The sequence below is a fragment of the Rickettsia rhipicephali str. 3-7-female6-CWPP genome, assembly GCF_000284075.1.
Taxonomy (GTDB): Bacteria; Pseudomonadota; Alphaproteobacteria; order Rickettsiales; family Rickettsiaceae; genus Rickettsia; species Rickettsia rickettsii.
In genome coordinates this window covers 162,193-185,155 of record NC_017042.1, presented here as the reverse complement: position 1 = coordinate 185,155, position 22,963 = coordinate 162,193, and the positions used below count along the sequence as shown (strand labels likewise).

Here is a 22,963-nt window from a genome sequence, read left to right as displayed (position 1 = left end):
TTTTGTTATTAAATTCAACTAGGTTTGCAGGTTTTGTAATTTTTTTCATATTTTATCTAAACTTCTATTTTTGTAGAAAGATAAGGCAATCAATGCAAAAATACAGCTTAATATGACATAATAAACTGCTGAGGTTACATGCCCTGTTTTGTGTACTAAATATTCAAAGACAAGAGGCGTAGTACCACCAAAAATACTTGTAGCAGTGTTATATGAAATAGAGAGAGCAGTGTTACGTATATTTGTAGGATACAATTCTGCTTGTAATGCCGGTTCAGGACCGATATAGCTAGCAGCAAGTATAGCAAGTATCAATTGTGAGATAATTACACTTGTGAAAGCCCCATTCTCAAAATTATTAAGTAAAAACGATGTTGTTACAATAATTATTATCAGATTAATTACAAAAATTTTCCTGCGACCTATAATATCGGATAGATAACCGCTTAATAAAGTTACGACTATCATAATCACGTAACACACACTAGCAAGGCTATTTACCTCATTTTCAGTAAAGTTGCGGCTGATTTTTAAAAACGATACCAAGTAAATTGTAGTTAGATAGAATATTATCGAACCGGGAGCATTGATAAAAATCGAGATTAATATATCAAACCAATAATTGGTAATGACTTTTTTTAACGGTGATTGTAAAATCTTTTTCTGTTCTCTTAGATTTTTAAAATTCGGTGTTTCGTGTGTATTTTTTTTAATATAAAATGCTGCAAAAAGAATAAAAAAACCAAGTAAAAAAGGTATTCTCCAGCCAAAACTATCAAATTGTGAAGCTGTTAGGATATTCTTAACGATATAAGAAACAAAAGAACCAAGCAATAAACCGGAGCATATACTAGACATTGAAATACTACCGGTGAAGCCTTGGTGTTTATGGCTAGTATGCTCAATAACAAAGGAAATAGAGCCGGTCAAAGCTCCTCCCATTGATAATCCTTGTAGAATTCGTACACAAATCATTAATATAGTCGCAGTTATACCGATAGTATGGTAAGTTGGTAATATTCCTATTAACACGGTTGGGACAGACATGCAAAATAACGCACTAGTTAAGGCTACTTTGCGTCCAAATCTATCACCGATAACACCAAAAAATATGCCACCCAACGGTCTTGCCAAATAACCTATAGCAAATACTAAAAAAGCTTGCAGTAAAGAAGTATTAGCATCCTCATTTGGAAAAAATTTTGTTCCTATTATGGGTGCAAAATAACCGAATAATACATAATCATACCATTCAAAAGTGTTAGCGATACCGCTTGAAAATACTAGTTTACTGCGATTCATGTTTTCTATTCATAGCTTTTTTTTCGGAATATATTATAAATAAGGTGGTAGGAATTATTATTACTGCTCCATGAAGTGTGCTTTTATCGGGAAATTCGTTAAATATGAAATATGCTGCTATTGCCGAAATCACCAGCTCTAAATATCTATAAGGAGCGGTAGCGGTTGCATCTACCATGGAAAAAGCTTTAAGCAGGAAGAATAATATTAAGCTTCCGCTACTACCGAGTACAAACAATAAAGCTAATTCAAAACTACTAGGAGTTAGCCAATACTGCGATGCTACAGGTAACGACACTATAGCAGTTACTATTGCCGAATAAAATAACATGCTAATCATCGATTCTTTTATTACGAATTTTTTATTAATAATATCAAGCATAGCAAATGAAATAGCCGCTAATACAAAATACAAAATTTCTGGGTTAAAATCCTCGGTATGCGGTTTAAGCGTAACAACAAGTCCTATAAATCCTACTACGGTAACTACCCATCTTGGCCAAATAATATTTTCGTTCAGAAAAAATACGGCAAGTATTAAAGTAAATAAAGGAATAGAAAAACTTACGACTGTTGCAGTAGTAACAGGAGCTATGGTAAGACCGTAAGTCCAAGAAGTCATACCGAAAAATAATAATAACCCTCTTAATATATGTACAAAAGGACGACTTGTTTTTAAAGTATTTTTACCATAATAAACAACAAAAGGTAGTAAAACTATGCTACTGAAAAAGAAGCGGAAAAAAGCTACTTCAAAGCTATGTAAACGAGTCCCAAGATATTTAGACATTACATCATTGGCACTACTACTTACTAAACTAAGTAAAAACCAACCTATACCGGTTAAATATGTTTTTAATGCATCATTCATTAATATGCTCCAATAATTTCTATAATTTTACTTAAATGTCTTGACTTTTAGCATAAAAGAATTCTATCTTTTATGACAATGGTATAAATATATAAACAAAAATTTTATATAATAATACGGTAATCAATTTTAAGCAAGTAAAGGTTATAATTATATGTTAAGAATAGTGAAAAAATTAGGGATAATTTTGTTTATATCCAGCATAAGTATTAATAGTTTTGCTAAAAGCATGTATGATGATGTAGACTCTGCTCCTGACTATGATAGTACACCGTATTACGAAAACGAAGGCAGTTTAGTTTTCAAGATGCGTCTAGGAGGTGTTGTTTTAAGTGCTAAGCAAAAAGGATTACCTACTTCTACCTCTCCTCAACCTGTTTCAGTAGGAGAAGTTGCAAAAAACGGTTATGGAGGTGATGCGTCCACTACTATATTCTTTAATAATTATTTAGCTACTGAATTATCACTTGGCTTTAATGTTTTACGCACTAAATATACATCCCTTGCAGCCGTTGCTCATAATTATGGCGTTGATAATGTCAAACTAGGAAAAAACAAACCTATTTATATGATTCCTGCAACAGTTACCGGACAATTTCATATAGCTCCTTACGGTGGAATAAGACCATATATAGGTATAGGTTATCATGGTTCTTATATGCTTACGCAAGCTACCGGTCTTAAAATTAGAAACGGACACGGTGCCGTAGGACAAATAGGTGTAGATTTTTATGCTAAAGATGATACTTTAATCAATATTGACGTAAGACAATTTTTCTTAAATCCTAAACTTGAGTATAAACCGAATTTAGTAGGTAATAAAACCGTGACCTCTAAAGTTAAACTTAATCCTTTAATAGTTTCTATAGGTATAGGATTTACTTTTTAGCCTTGTTGCATGGTTCTTGAAGCGTATTTGTCATCCCGCGACTTGATCGCGGGATCCAGTTTTTTTTATTTTTTTGGATACCGCGGTCAAGCCGCGGGATGACACTAAATAGCTAATAATATAAACATACATTCACCTATGTCCCTACAGATTATCCAGTTATTATACTTAGTTGCGGCTGTTTGCTTTATTCTATCACTCAAATTCTTATCCTCACAGAAACAAGCACGTTTAGGCAGTACCATAGGTATTTTGGGGATGGCGATAGCAATCGTCGTTACTTTTTTCCTACCAGATTTTACTCATAAATTACCCATTATAGCAACCATATTATTAGGTGCTGTAATCGGCGGGATTATCGCACTTAAAATCTCCATGACGGCAATGCCTCAATTAGTAGCGGGATTTCACTCTTTTGTCGGTCTTGCTGCGGTATTTGTAGCTTATGCTACAGTACTTGCTCCTGAAAATTTTTCTATAGGAATAGCAGGAAGTTTACCGATTAATGCATTAATAGAAATATCAGTAGGCGTCTCTATCGGTGCTTTAACTTTTAGCGGTTCGATTATAGCTTTTCTAAAACTACAAGGCTTAATGAAAAGTAGCCCGTTAAAATTCTACGGTCAGCAATATATATGCTTATTAACGGCAATAATATTGGTTATTCTAGTAATATCGTTTATTCGTTCAGAGAATATATTTTTATTTAATCTAATAGTCTTTTTATCACTGTTAATCGGAGTATTACTAATAATACCGGTAGGCGGTGCAGATATGCCTGTTATAGTCTCAATGCTAAATTCTTATTCAGGTTTTGCGGCAGCAGGTATAGGCTTTACGCTTAGCAATAGCCTACTTATTATTACTGGAGCATTAGTCGGTAGTAGCGGAGCTATACTTAGCTACATAATGTGCAAAGCGATGAATCGCTCATTAATTAAGGTTATTTTTGGGGCGTTTTTGCCTGCACCTACTGGAATTAACAAGGATATAGACGACGATAAAATAGCAAAAACAAGCTGCCCTGAAGATGCGGCACATTTACTACTTAATACATCATCTGTAATAATTGTTCCCGGTTACGGTATGGCAGTAGCCCAGTCTCAACATATCATAAAAGAGATGGTTGATATATTAGAACGTTCAGATATTAATGTACGTTTTGCCGTACATCCGGTAGCAGGTAGAATGCCGGGGCATATGAATGTTTTACTTGCAGAAGCTAATATAGATTATGAGAAAGTACTTGAGCTTGAAGAAATTAATCGAGATTTCGCTACCACTGACGTAGTGCTTGTGATTGGGGCAAATGACGTAACTAATCCTGCTGCTAAAAATGATCCGAACAGTCCAATTTACGGTATGCCGGTACTCGATGTCGAAAAAGCACGTACGATTTTGTTTATTAAACGCTCTATGGCATCAGGATATGCAGGTATAAAAAATGCGCTATTTTATCGCGATAATACTTTTATGTTATTCGGCGATGCTAAGAAAGTAGTTGAGGAGATAGTTAAGTTTCTAAATGAAGATTGACTTAAATAACTCTATTTGTTATAACTTCTTAAATTAAGCCAAAAAACAATTATCATGAATTCGCAAAAAACATTACCGCTTCTGCCAAAAGCTACGGCTATGTGGTTAATTGAAAATACTTCTTTAACTTTTAAACAAATTGCCGATTTTTGCGGTATTCATGAATTTGAAATAAAAGGTATGGCTGACGGTGAAGTAGCACAATCTATAAAAGGTTTAAATCCAATTGCAAACGGTCAGTTAACTTTAGAGGAAATTGAGCGTTGCAGTAAAGATCCTAATGCTAATTTACAAATTTCATATAGCCCTGCTGATGAATTGATGAAAAATCAGAAAAAACAGCGTGCTAAATACACTCCTATAGCAAGACGTCAAGATAAACCGGATGCTATATATTGGTTGTTGTCTAATTATCCGAACATCCAAGACCATCAAATAATTAAATTAATAGGTACTACTAAAATTACTATAGATGCTATTAGAACCCGTAGCCATTGGAATATGAATTCTATTCATCCTCGTGATCCCGTATTACTGGGGATCTGTAGTCAAATAGACCTGAATAAAATAGTAGAAAGCCTAAAGCCTCCACAAAATCCTACAAAAGAATCATAAAATTATACTAACTGCTATCCTGCGAAAAGCTTGCTTACGTGAATTATTTTGTGATTGTTACCCCGCCCCTTGATCAGCGTTATTGCGTGGCTCGTTTATGTCATTCCTGTATAGTCGGAACATTGCTGGATGGACCGGTAAAATCCACTGTGTCACCCCGTGGCTTGACCCACGGGGTCCATAAAAAAAATCTAAAATACTAATAATATTAGTATTTTAAGCTAGATTCCGTGGTCAAGCCATGGAATGACAACGGATGCATTTTTCAATCCACACTGACAATACTTTTCTCACAAACGGATTTTTTATGGATTAGAAAAGTGGTTATTGCCTAATAAATCGTTTATCGCTAGGTAAAGTATAACTTTTATCGGTAGAACGATAGGGACAAATGTCAATTCCTCCACGCCTAGTATATACTATAGAAATAGAAAGAAAATCAGGACTTATAGCGTTTTTAATATCTGTAAAAATACGCTCAGCACACTGCTCTGCAAACTCATTATAATTTCTAAAAGATATTAAATATTTCAGAAAAGAATCATGTTTTAACTTTTTTCCTTTATATTTTATAACGATTGTACCCCAATCCGGTTGACCGGTTACTAGGCAATTTGATTTGAGTAAATTAGAATTAATCTCTTCTTCTACCAAAACATCTTCATACTCAATTAAACTATTATCGGGTGCACCGTAATTATTGCATACTATATCTAAATCATCGATATTTTTACCGCTTGGAACACCAAATTCTACTTTTGTATTTATAGGAAATATACGTCCTGTTACTTTAGCGTGTGTAACATTACTTAGATCCTGCAAGATAATTCTTTCTAGTTCTTTTACTGATTCAACAACAAAGTTATTAAAAGAATTTAGATATAATTTAAATGATTTTGATTCTACTATATTTTCAGAATCCGTCGGTATATAAAAAGTGCCTACTCCAACCCATGGCTTACCGTTCTTATTAAGACAAGATAGTTCATATGTATTCCAAACATCTACACCGTAAAACGGAAGATTATTACTATTTATTCCAAGTTCGTTTCGATTATTTATACGTGGAATTTTAAATAATAAAGTCACATCATAACTATCTTTATAAGTGCTTTTTTTACCAAGTAAAGAAGTAGATAAAGGCATTAATTATGCTCCTTGTGCTAAAGTTTCTTTTTGTTGTAACTCATCATATTCTTTTAGCATATAACCACGTCCCCACACTGTGTCGATATAATCTCTACCGCCAGCAGCATCACTTAACTTTTTACGAAGTTTACAAATAAATACGTCAATAATTTTCATTTCCGGTTCATCAACACTACTATATAAGTGATTTAAGAACATTTCTTTAGTTAAGATAGTTCCTCTTCGGAGTATTAATAGCTCTAAAATAGCATATTCTTTGTTCGTCAAATGTACTTTTTTGCCGTCAACTTCTACACTTCTAGTATCTAGGTTTATGCTAACCTTATCAAACCTAAATACTGATGCTGCATGACCTTTAGAACGTCTAACTATAGCTTTAATTCTAGCAATTAATTCCTCTCTTACAAACGGCTTGGTTAGATAATCATCGGCTCCGGAAGAGAAACCAGTAATCTTTTGATCCGTATCCGTTAAGCTAGATAAAATTAAGATTGGGGTTTTTATTTTTGCAGCACGCAATCTTAGTAATATCTCAAAACCATTAATATCCGGTAACATAAGGTCTAAGATTACTAGATCATAACCACCAACTTTACCAAGTCTTAACCCTTCCACACCAACTGAAGCTTTATCGCAAACTATCCCTTCTGAAGCTAAAGTTAGCTCAATTAAGTTAGCCATTTCCGGCTCGCCTTCAATTAACAAAACTTTCATTATTTTTCTCCATAAAATTCAATTTTTATATTGTGCTATAATTTAATTACAGTTAATTATTGTTAACTAAATTATAATTTTTTATCTAGTGCTTTATACATTCATTAATAACATAAGTAAAGAATATTTAATCAAATTGATAAAATTTTTACTATTAAGCTCTATCTGTGATTTAAAAACCATGGCGTTTAAAACAAAATTTATTAAATAATTAAATGACTTTCTTAGTTTTGATGCTCTGACATTTTCTTATGATATAAGGCACCAAAATCTATAGGATCAATCATTAAAGGCTGGAATCCTGCATCTTGAGTACAGCTAGCTATAATTTTTCTGGCAAATGGAAATATCATTGCCGGACAATGAACGGATAATAAAATCGGATGTTGTTCAGAATCAATATTAATTAAATTAAATACTCCAGCATATTTTAATTCTATCTGAAATAATTTATATTTCTCATTTCTTGCAATTGCCTCGATATTTAACTCCACTTCATAGAAATTTTCTTCCGATAAATTAGTAACATTTATATCTAGAGATAAATCAATTTGAGGGCGTTGATCCAAAGCCGCAAGAGAAGACGGGGCAGAAGGGTTCTCAAGAGATAAATCTTTTATATATTGTGCATTAACAGAAATATGCGGCATTGTATCATTAGTATCGGTGTTTATTGTACTCATAAAAATCCTTATTAAAAATTAAATATAATTTTCTACATAAAAAAGTTATGTCAGCGGTAAAGTTACGCCTACTTGTTTCATATATTTTCCTTGGCGATCGGCATATGAAGTATCACAAATTTGATCACTCTTTAAAAATAAAAACTGACAAGCTCCTTCATTTGCATATATTTTAGCAGGTAATGGAGTAGTATTAGAAAACTCTAAAGTTACATGTCCTTCCCACTCCGGTTCTAACGGAGTTACATTTACTATTATACCGCATCTTGCATAAGTGGACTTGCCGACACAAATAACTAATACATCACGCGGTATTTTAAAATATTCTATAGTTCTGCCAAGGGCAAAGCTATTAGGTGGGATAATACACACATCTACTTCTCTATCAACTAAATTATATTCACTGAAATTTTTTGGATCAACCGTAGTAAAATTTATATTGGTGAATATTTTAAATTCATTAGATACTCTAGCATCATAGCCGTAAGAAGATAAGCCGTAAGAAATAATCTTTTCTTTATTATGCACTCTTACCTGCTTTTCCGCAAAGGGCCTTATCATACTTTGATTTATAACAGCTTCTTTTATCCACTTATCTGACATTATAGCCATAATCAAAACTTGATTTAATTAATAAACTAATGATTATAACTCATAATTATTTACAATACAAAATTTTTCTTTAAAACTATAAGTCTGAGACTACTTGAATAATGATAGTGATAATAATACAACATTATATACTTAAAATTATTACAAATTAAAATAGTTTTTTATTGTTAATTCTGAAAAGTATTATCATATTCTAGCGTAGTTGATTTATATTTATTAATACTAAAAATTTATAGTAAATTTTATTATTTATATAGGAGCTTTATTAAAGTGAAAAAATTATTATTAACTGCAAGTATTATTTGCCTTGCATCGGCTGGTCTTGCCGAAGAAAATCCAACACCTATTATTTCTAATTCTGATACTGAAATAAAATTAGAAGGATTCTATTTATTTGAAAGCGGTTATATTAAACAGAATCATTTAATTTTATTTGATAAAAATGTAACTGATAACAGGAAAAAGCTAGGGTTTTACACGGAAGCAGCGTTTGCGGCCACTATTGCTAAAACTATCAATGATGTAATAGCAGGTGCTAAAATAGTGCTTCAGCCTACTACAAGAGCAAAAACCTCTACAAGTTATAATGGATCACATATCTTTATTGAAACTAGTTACGGTAAAGTAGAACTCGGCTCTCCTGCTGATGCAAGCACTAAGTTGCGTATTACCGGTAGTCAAGTAACTGCAGGTACCGGAGGATGGTATAGATATGCTCTACTTGACGGTCAATATATGCGATATAAAGGTTTAAAATCGGATTTTGATACTAGTGCTAGCTTTTATCTTGAGTCATACTCTAATTCTTTTGATCAAATCAATGATAAAGCTGAGAAAGCTAGAAGATTGAATTTTTTCACGCCTAAAATGAAAGGCTTCCAAGCCGGAGTTTCTTATACTCCCGATACTGCTAATACAGGAGGTAATAGAGATATAAATAATTTAACGCTTGAAAGCTCAGGCAGAAACGGAGTTAGTGTTTCTAAAACCGGAATAAAGACGGTCAAATTAGAGAATAACGAAACCATGACTATTAATCAGAATATTAAGGATGCTTTTTCTGCCGGCTTAACTTATGAACATGAAATTAGCGAAGATGCAGACTTAAAATTATCTGTCACCGGAGAATACGGTAAACCTGCTCGTCGTCTTATTCATGCTAAAATGGACAGAACTACAATTCAAGTACTTAATACCTATAAGCTTTCTAATTTAAAAGCATATAATCTTGGAGCTATATTTACTTACGGTAATTTCTCTTGTGGTGCTTCTTACGGTAATTTAGGTAAAAGCTTAACCGCTAAGGAATATTATAAAGTCGGTCGTGATACCTATTATTACAATGGAGCAGTTGCTTATGGACAAGGACCTATAAAAACAAGTCTTGAATATCTTAAAACTTCAAGATATAAAAACACCGTTGATGCTGTAAGCCTCGCTACTGAATATAAGATCATGCCTGGTTTATTACCATATGCTGAAATTTCTCATTTCCAAGCTAAAGGTAAACCTGTATATTACCCTGAAGCACCTAGTAAAACAATACGAGGTACTGTTGGTCTTATAGGTACAAAACTTAAGTTTTAATTATTTACAAATAAATTGCCATCACTATTATAATCAAGGCTTAGAGCAAGCTTATGCCTTGATTATTCCATTTTTTAAATTGAACTATCAATAAACTTTATAGTTCCGTCGTTGTAATAATCTTGTTTTCTCTTCTGTTCAATCTTTAAACCATTCTATTAGCTTACAGCTCTCTAATTCTTGTCAAATTATGCTTAGCTTTTGTACTTCAAGTACCGGCGAACCTTGAAAAATTTATGCTATACTGCCTTTTGATTAAATAAAATTATATATTTTACTTTTTTTATTTTTAGATATTGATTTTCTCTGATTACCATATATTGTGATGCAACCATAATATATGGTCAAGTGATATATGATTTTTATTATTTTAAAACAGGAGTAACACTATGAATCATGCTCAATTTACAAGCTCAGGATATTTCTTCGTAAATGGATTAAAAGCAGTTACAAGATATGCCAACCGCTTCTAAATTATTATTTAAAGATGCATATAATTTTGTTTCTAGTTCCAACTTAAAAAAATATTTACAATATTACATGCTTTAAATATTCAGAAAGTCTATACAAAAGACGAGGATTTTGAGGCAGCATTGAAGTTTTTTAATATGAAACAGGATAATTCTCTAAAGATAAAGATAGATGTACTCAGAACATCGAAAACCAGCATCAGAGGAAAATGAAAATCTTTTCTCTCCTATATTAAATGTATTTAAAAACATGATGGAAACAAGTAACATTATAGATAAATATATTACTGCAATCCCTCATTTAATGAGTATAGATTTTACCTTAAAAAAAAATTTCAAGCCCAACCACGTTATAAGCAAATTTGATGCAATAAAGGTACCAGCACTTATGGCTGCCACTATTGAAAAACCTTTAATAGATACAATTAGAGAGGATTGTTCTACTATAATTCAATTTTTCAAAGATAGTAACGCTATTAACGTGGTGTTTATAACCTTTTCGGTAATAATAATAAAGATTTTACATATTATCAATTAGAGGAAGGTTATCAGGATGATCAGGTTGATGTTATAGGAGTAGGAGATAAGTAACATCTATTAATTTAAATAGGTGAGATGAGTTTAAAAGCCTATAAAAACTTTTAATAATAGAACGGTACAAGTGAATTTATAAATAATTCGCTTGTATCAAACCATATAAAATATGCTATTTTTTTGTATATACTCAATCTTTATTATAATTATGATGAAAATCTATTATTTTTTGGGAAGCCCATAGGAGGTAATTTACCGGTACTACCTCTTTTGCCTAAAAATGCAACAATGTTTTTCTCAAGTTTTACTTTTCCATTGTTATTCCAACCTAAGCCGTCTTCTTTATTGAATATTTTAATATCTAGAAGCTTAGCATTCTTAAATTTTTGCAGCGTTACACCTTGCCCTTTTTTCATTACTGGTATTTCATCTATATTAAATACCAGTAATTTACGACTTTCACCGATACAAGCAATACTATCCCCGTTTACAGGTAAACAAGCTATACATACATGACCATCCGGTACATTCATAATTTGCTTTCCTGTTTTTGTTTGAGCCATTACTTCATTTGAATTAACTAAAAACCCCTTACCTACACTACTTGCAAGTAATAAAAGCTGATCAGGTTTATAGACTAAAATATTCATAATATCGTTATTGCCTATATCCACAAGTAGCTTTATAGATTCCCCTGTTCCTTTACCTTTGGAAATATTATCGGCAAGCAAAGTAAAAAATCTGCCTTCTGAACTAACTATTAATATTTTATCAGTCGTGTAAGCTTCTAAAATAAATTTTTCTGCATCACCTTTTTTATATTTGATAGTCGATAAATCGGTGTTATGACCTTTTAACGAACGCACCCACCCCATTTTTGAGCAGATAATAGTAATCGGCTCTTTAGTAATGAAAGCCGTTATATCAACTACTTGATTCGTAAGCGTTACTTCCTCAAAGCTTGTACGCCTTGCTCCTATTACCGTATTTAATCCAAATTTCGTTTGTACTGTTTTGATTTCTTTTTTAACTATTTTCCATAGTTCTTTAGGGTTATTTAGAATTTCTTCTAATATAGCTTGTTGCTTCTGCAAATTACTATGCTCATTAATAATTTCCTGCTCTTCAAGCTTGCGAAGCGAGCGAAGACGGGTATTGAATATCGCTTCTACTTGTATTTCGGTTAGTTTAAACTGCTCCATCATTATCGCTTTTGGCTCATCTTCTTCACGAATAATTTTAATTATCTCATCAAGATTTAGATAAGCTATCCTAAGCCCTTTTAGAATTTCTAAACGATGCTTGATTTTGTTTAAAAGATAAGTTGATCTGCGAGTAACAATATTTTGTCTATGATCTAGAAACTCTTGTAAAATCTCCAAAATATTCATTACTCTCGGCACGTTATTACTGCCGATCACATTCATATTTAACTGAATGCGGCTTTCTAAATTCGTTAGCTTGAATAGAGATTCCATAACTATTTGCGGATCACATCCCCGATCTCTCGGCTCTATAACCAACCTTATAATGTCTGTTGATTCATCTCTAATATTGCTAACAAGGGGAATTTTTTTATCCTTTAGTAATATTGCTATTTGTTCTATAAGTTTTGATTTCTGAACCTGATAAGGTATCTCGGTTACGACGATCTGATATGTACCGTAACTTAGCTCCTCTTTTTCCCATCTGCTTCTCACTCTAAGACTACCGCGTCCAGTAGTATATGCAGCATTAATAACTTCAGCTTTATCAATAATTATGCCGCCGGTCGGAAAATCAGGACCTTTGATAAAGTTCATTATATCGTTAATTTCAGCTTTCGGATGGTCGATTAAATGTATTAGAGCATCACAAAGCTCATGTAAATTATGCGGCGGTATATTGGTTGCCATACCGACTGCTATCCCTTCAGAACCATTAGCTAGTAAATTCGGAAAACCTGCCGGCATTATTACCGGTTCTAAATCGGAATCATCATAAGTAGGGCGAAAATCTACCGTATCTTTATCGATGTCCTCCATTAATAACGTACATATGTCCGTTATACGTGATTCGGTATAACGCATAGCTGCCGCATTATCACCGTCGATAGAGCCGAAATTACCCTGCCCATCAATTAAAGGATAACGCAACAAAAAATGCTGAGCAAGGCGTACCAAGGTATCATACACTGCCACATCACCGTGCGGGTGGTATTTACCTATTACATCACCGACCACCCTTGCACATTTCTTATAGCCGGAATTCGGCTCAAGTCTTAACTGTAGCATTGCGTATAATAACCTACGATGTACAGGCTTGAGTCCGTCACGTACGTCAGGAAGCGAACGTGACATAATTGTTGATAACGCATAAGCAAGATAACGCTCTGATAATGCATTACCAAAGTCAATATTTTCTATTTTAGCTTCTTTCATAAGTTATTTAGTTTTTATTTATCGTCATTGCGAGCAGTCGTTGTTGCGTGGTTCTCTATATCATTCCTGCGAAAGCAGAAATCCAGAAAAAAAGTATAAACACAGCAAATTCTTAAAATTAAAAGCTCGATTTATCTCGCTTTATGATGGATTTCTGCTTTCGCAGGAATGACATAAGAGTATACAAATATCACTTCAACACACAACTCTGCTTATTATAAGCTAATTTCTTACAAACCGCTTTAGCTTGACTAAGACTACCATAATCACCAGCTAAGATTAAATAGAAAAATTTGCCGTCATCATATTTAACTTTTTTGGTTGTGATAACAACATTTTTAAGAATTTTCGGGAATTTCTTTTTTATTCTTTCCCCTTCTTTCATTGCTTCTGCTTCAGATTTTACCGAACCTAGTTGTACTTTATAACTTTCATTATTTTTACAATTTTTAGCATTACTAACCTTATCTTTACTTCCTTTTTCAAGCTTTATTATATTTAAATCCGTTTCATTTTTGGAGTTATTATTTGGCTCTATTAATGCAATAAGGTTAGATATTTCATCAAAAGATTCATCGCTTTGACTTTGGTTACGAGAATCTATACGCATAGGTTTCTCAGGGTCAGGAAGCAATTTTACGGTTTTAATATTTGTATCTTTAGCAATAAGATTTTCATATATCGTACTATGTACTGCTGCTATTTGGTTATTTTCTATTATAGACGGTTTTATTTTTGTAGGTAGCTCATCAGGATAAATAGTAATTACCGGCTTGCTATTCTGATAATATTGATAACCAAAATAAATAGCGGATATACATACTAAAAATACTAGAAATATTTTAATAAAAATATTATTGATCATATTTAGTAATTTGATAATAGAAAAACGTCATTGCGAGGAAAAATTGAAAATTTTGACGAAGCAATCTCAGGAGTATTATTTCATGAGATTGCCCGCAGCCTAAGGCTGCTTGCAATGACAACTCGGTATCCACACGAGCAACACCTCCTTGCAATGATGATGAAAACCTCACTACATTTTGTTCATTGGTTCTACACCTATCACTTCGAGACCGCTAGCTATAACTTTCTGTATGGCACTTGCAAGAGCAAGGCGTGCTAGAGTTAATTCTTTATTGCTCTCAATTACAAATCTATAATCGCTATTTTCTTTACCGAAATTCCACATAGAATGAAATTTTGAGGCTAAATTTATTAAATAAAATGCGATGCGATGCGGTTCAAAATATTTTGCAGCTGCTTCTAATGTTTTTGTCCAGCTAGCCAAAAGTTTTATAATCTCAATTTCTTCTTCAGAGGATAATAAAGATAAATCATACTTACCTGCTTCAAAGTGATTATAAGATTCAGGCATTAATTCTCTAGCTTTTGATAAAATAGATATCGTTCTCACATGTGCATATTGTACATAAAAGATAGGATTTTCTCTTGATTGTTCTTTCACTTTTACCAAATCAAAATCAAGTGGCTTATCATTTTGTCTAGTCAACATCATAAATCTTATGATATCTTTTCCCACCTCATGATTTACGTCTTGCACACTAACAAAGCTCCCAAGACGTTTTGACATTTTAACCGGCACACCGTTTTCAACGAAATTGACCAATTGACAGATTTTAACGTCCACTTTAACCTGCTCCTTACCTAAAGCTTTACCTATTGCCTCAATTCTTTTAAGATATCCACTATGATCGGCACCAAGTACATAAATTAAGTGATTCGCTCCCCGCTCTATTTTATCCTTAGCATATGCAAGATCAGAAGCAAAATAAGACCAACTTCCATCAGCTTTTTCTATAGGACGATCTTGACTATCACCGTACTTAGTAGATTTAAATAATTTTTGAACTCTATTATCCCACTCTTCGTGAATTTTACCTTTAGGGGCAGGTAACGTACCTTCATAAATGAGCCCCATACGCTCCAGTAGTTTAACTGTTGCCTCTATCTCACCTTTATCATGCAATGATTGCTCAGAGAAAAATATATCATGTTTAATCCCTAAATCTGCTAAATCTTTTCTATTTAAATCAAGCATTTTTTCTACGGCAAAACTTTTGATTATTTTGAACCTTTCAGCATCGTTCATCGTTAATAATTTATTGCCGTATTCTTTCGCTAAAATTTGCCCAAGCGGAATTAAATACTCTCCCGGATATAACCCGGCAGGGATAGTAATTTGCTCACCTAAAGCCTCTTTATAACGTAATAATACCGTACTAACTAAATCATTTATTTGTGAGCCTGCATCATTAACATAATATTCTTTTGTAACGGAGTAACCTACCTTTTGCAAAATCCTTGCTAGCACATCACCATATACCGCACCCCTAGCATGCCCTATATGCATTGGACCGGTGGGATTTGCAGAAACATACTCGATGTTAATATTTCTGTTTTTATCTATATCAATTTCAAAAAACTTTTCTTCATGCTGTAAAATATCCTTTATTGATGCCTGCCAACTATCAGCTTTTATAGTAAAATTAATAAAGCCCGGTCCTGCTATTTCTATACTTGCAATATAAGGTAATGTTATAAGGACTTCTTTAAATTTTAAAGCCACTTCCCGAGGAGAAATACTTTCTTTAGCTGCAATAATCATTGCAATATTACTTGATAAATCACCGTTAAAACTATCTTTCGGTGTTTCAATAGTAGCAGTATTTGCTATTTCTTGATTATTATATAATTGCCTGCTTGCCACAATTATATCTTGTTTCAATTGATTAAATATATTCATAATTATTAAATGTTATTAAAATTCAGCGAATAGAATTCTTACAAACGCTCGTTAATAAGGAGGAATTTGTAGGAGACACAGAATGCAGCACCGCAGCGTACACTTTAGTACGTGAGGATGCGAGTACCGGAGCGACACACAAATTACCCTTAGAAGCAAGTTATGTAGGAAGTCGAGCAGAGCTGATTATATTCCTGAATGGCAAAACGGTCAGTCATCCCTGCTATATAATCAGCAACAACTCTAGCTTTACTATATGTTTCATTAGAGTCTATTAGCATTTTCCAATTAACCGGCAATAAATTAATATCATCCATATAAACCTTAAACAGACCTTGTACGATTTTAGTACATTTAAGGCTGATGGCCGTAATTTTATTACTTTTATAAACTCGCTCATGAAGAAACTTCTTAGTTTCCTTAATATTTTCATTAGTTTTTTCCGTAAAATCCACTATCTGATAATTCAAGTTACGTATCTCATCTATGTTAGTAATTTTTTCTTTATTTAAATTTTCTTTTGTTTGCCATAATAAATCGGTAATTAACTCATGTATTAGCTTACGTACTACCTCATAAATCAGACATGAGGAACTAATATTTTTAAATTTTGACTTGAGTTCAAAAACATGTTGATCAATATATTTAAGTTCAGCAAGACTATCAAAATCGATAATTTTAGCACCGATACTATCTTCCAAATCATGCGAAATATAGCTAATATCATCGGCAAGAGCTGCTATTTGAGCCTCTGCTGATGCATAGGTACTAAGTTCTAAATCATTTTGCTTATTATACTCTGCTATATATTCATTTATCTCTCCTAGTATAGGACCGTTATGTTTTACTATTCCTTCTAAAACTTCCCATGTTAAATTTACTCCATTATAAGCCGCATATCTTTTTTCAAGTAATGTTAGTATCTTTAAAGATTGAGCATTATGAGAAAAGCCGTTATATTCTCTCATACATTCATTTAAAGCCCGCTCTCCCGCATGACCGAAAGGCGTATGCCCAAGATCATGAGCAAGTGCTATTGTCTCAGCTAAATCATTTGATAAATTTAAAGTATTAGCGACCGAACGTGCAACAGTCGAAACCTCTAGAGAATGAGTTAGCCTATTTCTGTAATGATCTCCCTCGTGATTAATAAAAACTTGAGTTTTATATTGCAAACGCCTAAATGCATTAGTATGTATAATGCGATCACGATCACGTTCAAACTCGTTTCTATAAGAGGTCGGGATTTCCTTATATAATCTTCCCCTACTTTTAAGAGGATCAGAAGCATATGAAGCAAGCATCGTTATCCTTTATTTTGAAAGACGTTGTTGTGTGGTTCTAACTTTTCGTCATTGCGAGGAAATTGCATAGCAATTGACGAAGCAATCTTAGGAGTTTGTTATTATTTCATGATATTGCCACGCAGCTTACGGCTGCTCGCAATGCCGATTTGGTATCCACACAACAAAGCCAACTTGAAAAATATCAAGATATACTATATAATTTATGAGACTTTTACAAGGTAATTTTAAGTGACGATAACAATTACGGATAGAGCTTTTGAACGGGTTTGCGAGTTAGTAAAGCTAGAAAAAGATAAGAATTTAGTACTACGAGTTTCGGTTGATAGCGGCGGTTGCTCAGGACTTATGTATAATTACGAACTAGTCTCAAAAGATAATATAGAGCAAGATGATTATGTCATTACTAAACATAATGCTACAATTATTATTGATCCTATCTCTCAAAAATTTATGCTAGATTGCACTCTTGATTTTATAGAAGAGCTAGGCAGTTCATATTTCAATGTTAGTAATCCGCAAGCTAAAGCAAAATGCGGCTGCGGTAATTCTTTCTCGGTGTAAATGCAAGTATTGCGAGTGGGCATTGTTATTAGAATGCCGATGTCATTCCTGCAACAGCAGCAATGACATCGCAACGTCAAACTTTTAATGTTAATCATTAAGTTGCATAGTTGCTCCACCTACCTCAACTTCGTCATTATTATCATAAGGAGGACGCTCTACTTCATTACTATTAACGTTATTATCTTTACTAATCATCATAATTACCCAATGCCCATGTCCTGTATTAATCGGCATAAGTACAACTTTACCTTTGTTCTTCAAATCCTCATGCACTCTCTCTAAGTGCATCTCTTACTTGTTCAGGGCTTGTTAAATCAACATAGGGTAACTATAGAGAATTTATTTTTGTCTATATTTCTTCTAATATATTTTTTATATCATCTTCACTATACCAGTAATCCGATTCTTGTATATTTTCTATAGTGTAAAGCGGGGTACTTTTCGTTGGCGGCGGTTGTTGTGGACGCTTTTGCTGCGGCTGAATTAAAGCTTCTTCTTGTTTTTGAGGCTGCGTATCATTTTGTTTGTTTACTTCTTGTTGATCATTAGTCAATTACTCATTTTGATTTTGTTGTACTTCTGGCTACTCCTTGGCTTGCGGCTCCGGCAGTGAAACAAAATCATTTATTATAGTCTGTGTATCACTTTAACAATAATTTTTGTTCTTCCTGAGAGCTAGCTATACTTGCAGCCTTTAAATATTCAAAAGCAGCTAGCGGTATTAAATTTAAATAAAAATTCCCCTAAAGATATAAAGATCTTTTTTTTAAAGATAGATAATTTTCTACTTCTTTTTTATTCTTAGGTATGTTAAAAATTTCTCTAAGAATAAAACTACACTCTTCTATCGGGTCTATACTTTAACTTACCTTGAAATATTTTATTGCTTCAAGAAGCAATTTAATTACTATTTCGCTTTTATTTTCGTCCTTATAGAATCCTCCCTAAATTTAAAAATAATCCACCTATTTTTTTACAAAAATATCATGGCCATAGAGAAAGTTAAAATCTCTATCAATTTCCAGAGCATTAATATATTCTCTTATTGCTCTAAACCAATCTAATTCCGATTTACTATTTTCATAGATCATACCTAAATAATAATGAGCATTGGCTTTTATTTCATTTATAGATATAACAATATGCTCAGCTTGCGATCCCGTAAGTTTATCAAGCCATTCTAATGCTTCTTTATAAGATTTTTTTTGTTCTTTATTAGATTCTACATTATCGGTTACTTGATAAGGTTTTAATTTTATATCTAATATAGCTTTATTATTTACTAAAGAAAGTTTAGTTATTGTTTTATTAAGTCTAAACACCTCAGCTAAAATTTTTATTTGCTTATCATTTATACTGCAATTGTCCAAAAAGACTTGCTCAATAGTCTTATTATTCCTTAAATAATTTGCTATATATGGTATATCTTCTGTTATAAAGGGGGGTAGTTACTAAAATCCAAAGCGGTTACATTGATAAACTCCGCAAACCCGCTATTTGGTTTTACTAATGTTTCATTAAATATAGAACGAGTGTTATTAGAGAGCCAAGCTATAATAGCTTTATATTCATACTTAGATATAAAGCTTGTGTTTGGAGTTAATATATCCTTAATATTACGTAATTTCATTAATATATTACATTCTTCAAGAACAATTAAGTTTGGAGTGTTTTTTTATTCCAAAATATTATTAAAATACTCCGTCAAAAAATCATTTATATTTTTTAAACCTCATTCCTGTTTAGGACTACCAAGCAGTGTACTGCCAACTGCTTTTATTTGATTCCACATAATAATTATACCTATAAATTATTTGCATTTATACAAATAAAAACATTTATGATCTATAAGTTGAATAAATAAATATTAATACTATTTAAAAATTTCTAAATAAGTAAATTTACAACAAAGATTTAAAGGCAAATTGGTGAAATTCTAATGATAAGAAAGTTCTATTTTTTACATTGTAAAAAATTATTACTTCTATTTTAAAATTGAATTAATAGGGGATATTTTTATATATATTTTGAAAGGTAAAATTTGAAGTTATTTTTCTTTTGTAATTTTATCATATTTTTTTAGTTTGATAAGAATGGACTCTAGATTATCCAACTTCATCATACATGGACCGTCGCTTGGAGCGTTATCGGGGTCTTGATGTACTTCCATATACATACCGGCAATACCTACAGAAGTTGCTGCCTTTGCAAGTAACTCTACATATTTTCTTTCTCCGCCGGTACTAATTCCTAGCCCACCCGGCTGCTGAACGGAATGTGTGGCATCAAAAACTACAGGTACATTTAACTCTGCCATTATTGCAAGACTACGCATATCAGATACCAAGTTATTATAGCCAAAACATGCTCCTCGCTCTGTAAATAATATATCCTTTACTCCAAAAGCTTCTAGTTTTGTTTGTACATTTTTCATATCCCACGGAGCTAGAAACTGTCCTTTTTTTACTTTTACTATTTTACCTGTTTTTGCTGCAGCTTGAAGCAAGTCGGTTTGTCTACATAAAAATGCCGGAATTTGTAAAATATCTGCTACTTCGGCTGTTTCGGTACATTGACTCTCTGAATGAACATCAGTAACAATAGGGCAATCGAATTCAGATTTTACTTTTGATAAAATTTCTAAACCTTTCTCAATACCAAGTCCTCTAATCCCATGTACGGAAGTTCTATTAGCTTTATCAAAAGAAGATTTATAAATAAATGGAATCTCAAGCTTGCTAGTTAATTTAACAAGTTTTTCTGCCATAAACAACGCATGATCTTTTCCTTCAATCTGACAAGGCCCTGTAATTAGAACAAACGGTAAATCATTTCCTATTTTGATATTGTTAAGTTTTACTACTTTCTGCATAATTCTTAGATTTAATTAATTGAGCGAGGCACGGATTAGTGTTTCTCTGTTATATCAGGTACTGATTCATTTTCTATTAAGTCATTATTAATTATTAGTGTATAATATTTTTCTTTTATTGTCGTTAAATCATAACTACCATGATAATAACCTTCTAGGTTAATAATTTTTTTTAAATAAAAATTTACCTGCTCTGTTTCTAACGGTTCATCTATATTTTGTACAATAGACGACTTAATATTAATTAAATACGCTTTTATTTTTTTTAATTCTTTAATAATTATAAAAATATCATGCGGTTTTGTTACCAATATTCCTACAAACAAAATTAATAATATTTGCGTTAAAGACATATTTATATTAATTTCTTATGTTTATATTTTGGATTTAAAATACTTTCCCCGTTAGTACTTAGCATATATTCATGATAATCTTGATAATTTCCTTCAAACCATGTAGCATTATTTTCTTTATCATATGATATAATATGAGTGGTTATTCTATCTAAAAACCACCTATCATGACTAATCACTAATACACAACCTGCAAAATCTAAAATAGCATCCTCAAGTGCTCTTAATGTATCAATATCTAAATCATTAGACGGCTCATCTAATAATATAACATTTGCTCCTTCTTTTAATAATTTTGCCAAATGTACTCTGTTACGTTCTCCACCTGAAAGGTGTCCAACTTTTTTTTGTTGATCACCGCCTTTAAAATTAAAAGCTGCACAATAAGCTCTACTTTTAATTATTCTATTACCAAGTTGTAATTCATCTAGACCTTCTGAAATTTCTTCCCATATAGTCTTATTATCATCTAAATGATCCCGTGATTGATCGACATAACCTAATTTTACCGTTTGACCAATTTTAATAGAACCACTATCTGGCATTATTTTACCTGTAATAATATTAAACAAAGTAGACTTACCTGCTCCATTCGGTCCAATAATTCCTACAATAGCTCCACGTGGAACTTTAAAACTAAAATCTGATAATAATATTTTATTATTAAATTTTTTAGCTATATGTTCTGCTTCAATAACAAGATCACCTAAACGAGGTCCGTTAGGTATAATTATTTGAGTAGGATCGGTTTTTTGTTCTTGTTGTTTATTTAATAACTCTTGATATGCTGTAATACGTGCTTTATTTTTTGATTGCCTAGCTTTTGGAGTTTGACGAATCCATTCAAGTTCACGATTCAATTGTTTTTTTCTATCATCGTCTTCTTTACTTTCTAAAGCTATTTTTTTTTGCTTCTGCTCAAGCCAAGAACTATAATTTGATTCCCACGGTATACAATTTCCACGATCTATTTCTAATATCCATTCTGTAACATTATCTAAAAAATAACGATCATGGGTAATTAATATTACAGTACCTTCATAATGCTTTAAATAATCCTCAAGCCAAGAAACTGATTCTGCATCCAAATGATTTGTAGGTTCATCAAGTAACAACATATCAGGTTTCTCTAAAAGCAATTTACATAAAGCCACTCTTCTTTTTTCTCCACCGGAAATTTTTGTAATATCTGCTTCTTTTGGTGGGCAACGTAAAGCAAGCATTGCGATCTCTATTTCACGTTCTAGATTCCATCCATCACAATTGTCTATTTTTTCTTGCAATTCTGCTTGTTTATCAAAAAGCTTTTGCATTTCTTTATCAGTGATTTCAGCAGCAAATTTGTTACTTATATAATTAAATTCATCAATAAGTTTTTTCTTTTCATGAAGACCTTCTATGATATTATTAAAAACATTTTTACTAGCATCAAGATACGGTTCTTGAGGTAAATATCCTACTTTTATACCAATTTTAGCTGTTGCTTTACCTTCAAACTCTTTATCAATACCTGCCATTATTTTTAATAAAGTCGATTTGCCTGCTCCATTTGGACCTATTATACCGATTTTAGCTTTTGGTAAAAATGATAAATTTGTTTCTTTTAAAATTCGTTTACCATTTATAATTTTGCTTAAACCAACCATTTCATAAACATATTGATATGACATAAATTATTTCCTTATATTATTATTTTACACCGATATATATATTTACTA

The 22,963-nt window shown here is 32.2% G+C and carries 23 protein-coding genes and 2 pseudogenes; 7 read left to right on the top strand and 18 right to left on the bottom strand.

What is annotated here, in order from left to right:
- Positions 1-45 precede the first annotated feature (45 nt).
- Both MCC_RS01060 and MCC_RS01055 read right to left on the bottom strand, forming a co-directional pair.
- Positions 46-1,302: an MFS transporter gene (locus MCC_RS01060; RefSeq protein ID WP_014408168.1), complete on the bottom strand. Its 1,257-nt coding sequence runs from the start codon at positions 1,300-1,302 to the stop codon at positions 46-48.
- Positions 1,289-2,173, bottom strand: coding sequence for a DMT family transporter (locus tag MCC_RS01055; protein ID WP_014408167.1), 885 nt, complete (start codon positions 2,171-2,173; stop codon positions 1,289-1,291). Before MCC_RS01055 ends, MCC_RS01060 begins: the two co-directional genes overlap by 14 nt.
- A gap of 154 nt (positions 2,174-2,327) precedes the next feature.
- On the opposite strand from MCC_RS01055, the gene MCC_RS01050 reads away from it, so the two are divergent.
- The 3 genes from MCC_RS01050 to MCC_RS01040 all read left to right on the top strand — a co-directional run bounded on the left by MCC_RS01050 (position 2,328) and on the right by MCC_RS01040 (position 5,213).
- The gene (locus MCC_RS01050) at positions 2,328-3,062 is read left to right on the top strand and encodes an OmpW family outer membrane protein (RefSeq protein ID WP_014408166.1); all 735 of its coding nucleotides are present in this window, start codon (positions 2,328-2,330) and stop codon (positions 3,060-3,062) included.
- A gap of 138 nt (positions 3,063-3,200) precedes the next feature.
- Entirely contained in the window at positions 3,201-4,598 is a 1,398-nt protein-coding gene (locus MCC_RS01045) for an NAD(P)(+) transhydrogenase (Re/Si-specific) subunit beta (protein WP_014408165.1), read from the top strand.
- A gap of 54 nt (positions 4,599-4,652) precedes the next feature.
- Positions 4,653-5,213 (top strand): cell cycle transcriptional regulator TrcR, encoded by a 561-nt coding sequence (locus MCC_RS01040; protein WP_014408164.1) that lies wholly within the window; start codon positions 4,653-4,655, stop codon positions 5,211-5,213.
- A gap of 324 nt (positions 5,214-5,537) precedes the next feature.
- Here MCC_RS01040 and queF read toward each other — a convergent pair whose 3' ends face one another.
- The 4 genes from queF to dcd form a co-directional block, all read right to left on the bottom strand.
- Positions 5,538-6,359: an NADPH-dependent 7-cyano-7-deazaguanine reductase QueF gene (gene queF, locus MCC_RS01035; protein WP_014408163.1), complete on the bottom strand. Its 822-nt coding sequence runs from the start codon at positions 6,357-6,359 to the stop codon at positions 5,538-5,540.
- Between the two features lie 3 nt (positions 6,360-6,362).
- On the bottom strand, positions 6,363-7,076 hold the full coding sequence (gene ctrA / locus MCC_RS01030) for a response regulator transcription factor CtrA (protein ID WP_014408162.1): 714 nt from the start codon (positions 7,074-7,076) through the stop codon (positions 6,363-6,365).
- Positions 7,077-7,300: 224 nt separating this feature from the next.
- The gene (gene secB, locus MCC_RS01025) at positions 7,301-7,759 is read right to left on the bottom strand and encodes a protein-export chaperone SecB (RefSeq protein WP_014408161.1); all 459 of its coding nucleotides are present in this window, start codon (positions 7,757-7,759) and stop codon (positions 7,301-7,303) included.
- Between the two features lie 45 nt (positions 7,760-7,804).
- Positions 7,805-8,371 carry a dCTP deaminase gene (gene dcd / locus MCC_RS01020; RefSeq protein WP_014408160.1) on the bottom strand — a complete coding sequence of 189 codons (567 nt, stop codon included), beginning with the start codon at positions 8,369-8,371 and terminating at the stop codon, positions 7,805-7,807.
- Positions 8,372-8,641: 270 nt separating this feature from the next.
- Between dcd and MCC_RS01015 the strand changes: the two genes are divergently transcribed.
- Both MCC_RS01015 and MCC_RS01010 read left to right on the top strand, forming a co-directional pair.
- The gene (locus MCC_RS01015; protein ID WP_014408159.1) at positions 8,642-9,958 is read left to right on the top strand and encodes a porin; all 1,317 of its coding nucleotides are present in this window, start codon (positions 8,642-8,644) and stop codon (positions 9,956-9,958) included.
- Positions 9,959-10,600: 642 nt separating this feature from the next.
- A complete protein-coding gene (locus MCC_RS01010) occupies positions 10,601-10,966 on the top strand; it encodes a hypothetical protein (RefSeq protein WP_014408158.1) in 366 nt (121 codons plus the stop codon).
- A gap of 202 nt (positions 10,967-11,168) precedes the next feature.
- On the opposite strand, the gene parC is transcribed toward MCC_RS01010, so the two are convergent.
- From parC to argS, 3 genes are all read right to left on the bottom strand, one after another.
- Positions 11,169-13,382 carry a DNA topoisomerase IV subunit A gene (parC, locus tag MCC_RS01005; RefSeq protein ID WP_014408157.1) on the bottom strand — a complete coding sequence of 738 codons (2,214 nt, stop codon included), beginning with the start codon at positions 13,380-13,382 and terminating at the stop codon, positions 11,169-11,171.
- A gap of 190 nt (positions 13,383-13,572) precedes the next feature.
- A complete protein-coding gene (locus MCC_RS01000) occupies positions 13,573-14,247 on the bottom strand; it encodes an SPOR domain-containing protein (protein ID WP_014408156.1) in 675 nt (224 codons plus the stop codon).
- 171 nt (positions 14,248-14,418) lie between these two features.
- Complete coding sequence (gene argS, locus MCC_RS00995) at positions 14,419-16,149, bottom strand: arginine--tRNA ligase (protein WP_014408155.1); 1,731 nt, start codon at positions 16,147-16,149, stop codon at positions 14,419-14,421.
- A gap of 29 nt (positions 16,150-16,178) precedes the next feature.
- On the opposite strand from argS, the pseudogene MCC_RS11035 reads away from it, so the two are divergent.
- Positions 16,179-16,385 (top strand): annotated as a pseudogene (locus MCC_RS11035) (palindromic element RPE1 domain-containing protein); the annotation flags it as partial.
- Here the strand turns inward: MCC_RS11035 and MCC_RS00990 are convergent.
- A complete protein-coding gene (locus MCC_RS00990; RefSeq protein ID WP_014408154.1) occupies positions 16,299-17,453 on the bottom strand; it encodes a deoxyguanosinetriphosphate triphosphohydrolase in 1,155 nt (384 codons plus the stop codon). The pseudogene MCC_RS11035 and the gene MCC_RS00990 overlap by 87 nt on opposite strands.
- Before the next feature lie 231 nt (positions 17,454-17,684).
- Between MCC_RS00990 and MCC_RS00985 the strand changes: the two genes are divergently transcribed.
- The gene (locus tag MCC_RS00985; protein ID WP_012150318.1) at positions 17,685-18,017 is read left to right on the top strand and encodes an iron-sulfur cluster assembly accessory protein; all 333 of its coding nucleotides are present in this window, start codon (positions 17,685-17,687) and stop codon (positions 18,015-18,017) included.
- A 90-nt stretch (positions 18,018-18,107) separates the two neighbouring features.
- On the opposite strand, the gene MCC_RS08770 is transcribed toward MCC_RS00985, so the two are convergent.
- The 8 genes and pseudogenes from MCC_RS08770 to ettA form a co-directional block, all read right to left on the bottom strand.
- Positions 18,108-18,308: a hypothetical protein gene (locus tag MCC_RS08770; protein ID WP_014408153.1), complete on the bottom strand. Its 201-nt coding sequence runs from the start codon at positions 18,306-18,308 to the stop codon at positions 18,108-18,110.
- 61 nt (positions 18,309-18,369) lie between these two features.
- Positions 18,370-18,573: a hypothetical protein gene (locus MCC_RS00975; protein ID WP_014408152.1), complete on the bottom strand. Its 204-nt coding sequence runs from the start codon at positions 18,571-18,573 to the stop codon at positions 18,370-18,372.
- Positions 18,574-18,877 (bottom strand): annotated as a pseudogene (locus tag MCC_RS09920) (hypothetical protein). It abuts the gene before it with no gap.
- Between the two features lie 108 nt (positions 18,878-18,985).
- A complete protein-coding gene (locus MCC_RS00970) occupies positions 18,986-19,390 on the bottom strand; it encodes a hypothetical protein (RefSeq protein ID WP_014408151.1) in 405 nt (134 codons plus the stop codon).
- Positions 19,391-19,452: 62 nt separating this feature from the next.
- Positions 19,453-19,650: a hypothetical protein gene (locus tag MCC_RS09915; RefSeq protein ID WP_014408150.1), complete on the bottom strand. Its 198-nt coding sequence runs from the start codon at positions 19,648-19,650 to the stop codon at positions 19,453-19,455.
- Positions 19,651-20,067: 417 nt separating this feature from the next.
- A complete protein-coding gene (gene kdsA / locus MCC_RS00960) occupies positions 20,068-20,892 on the bottom strand; it encodes a 3-deoxy-8-phosphooctulonate synthase (protein WP_014408149.1) in 825 nt (274 codons plus the stop codon).
- 35 nt (positions 20,893-20,927) lie between these two features.
- Entirely contained in the window at positions 20,928-21,245 is a 318-nt protein-coding gene (locus tag MCC_RS00955; protein ID WP_014365213.1) for a DUF2672 domain-containing protein, read from the bottom strand.
- 2 nt (positions 21,246-21,247) lie between these two features.
- Positions 21,248-22,915: an energy-dependent translational throttle protein EttA gene (gene ettA / locus MCC_RS00950; protein ID WP_014408148.1), complete on the bottom strand. Its 1,668-nt coding sequence runs from the start codon at positions 22,913-22,915 to the stop codon at positions 21,248-21,250.
- Between the last annotated feature and the right edge of the window lie 48 nt (positions 22,916-22,963).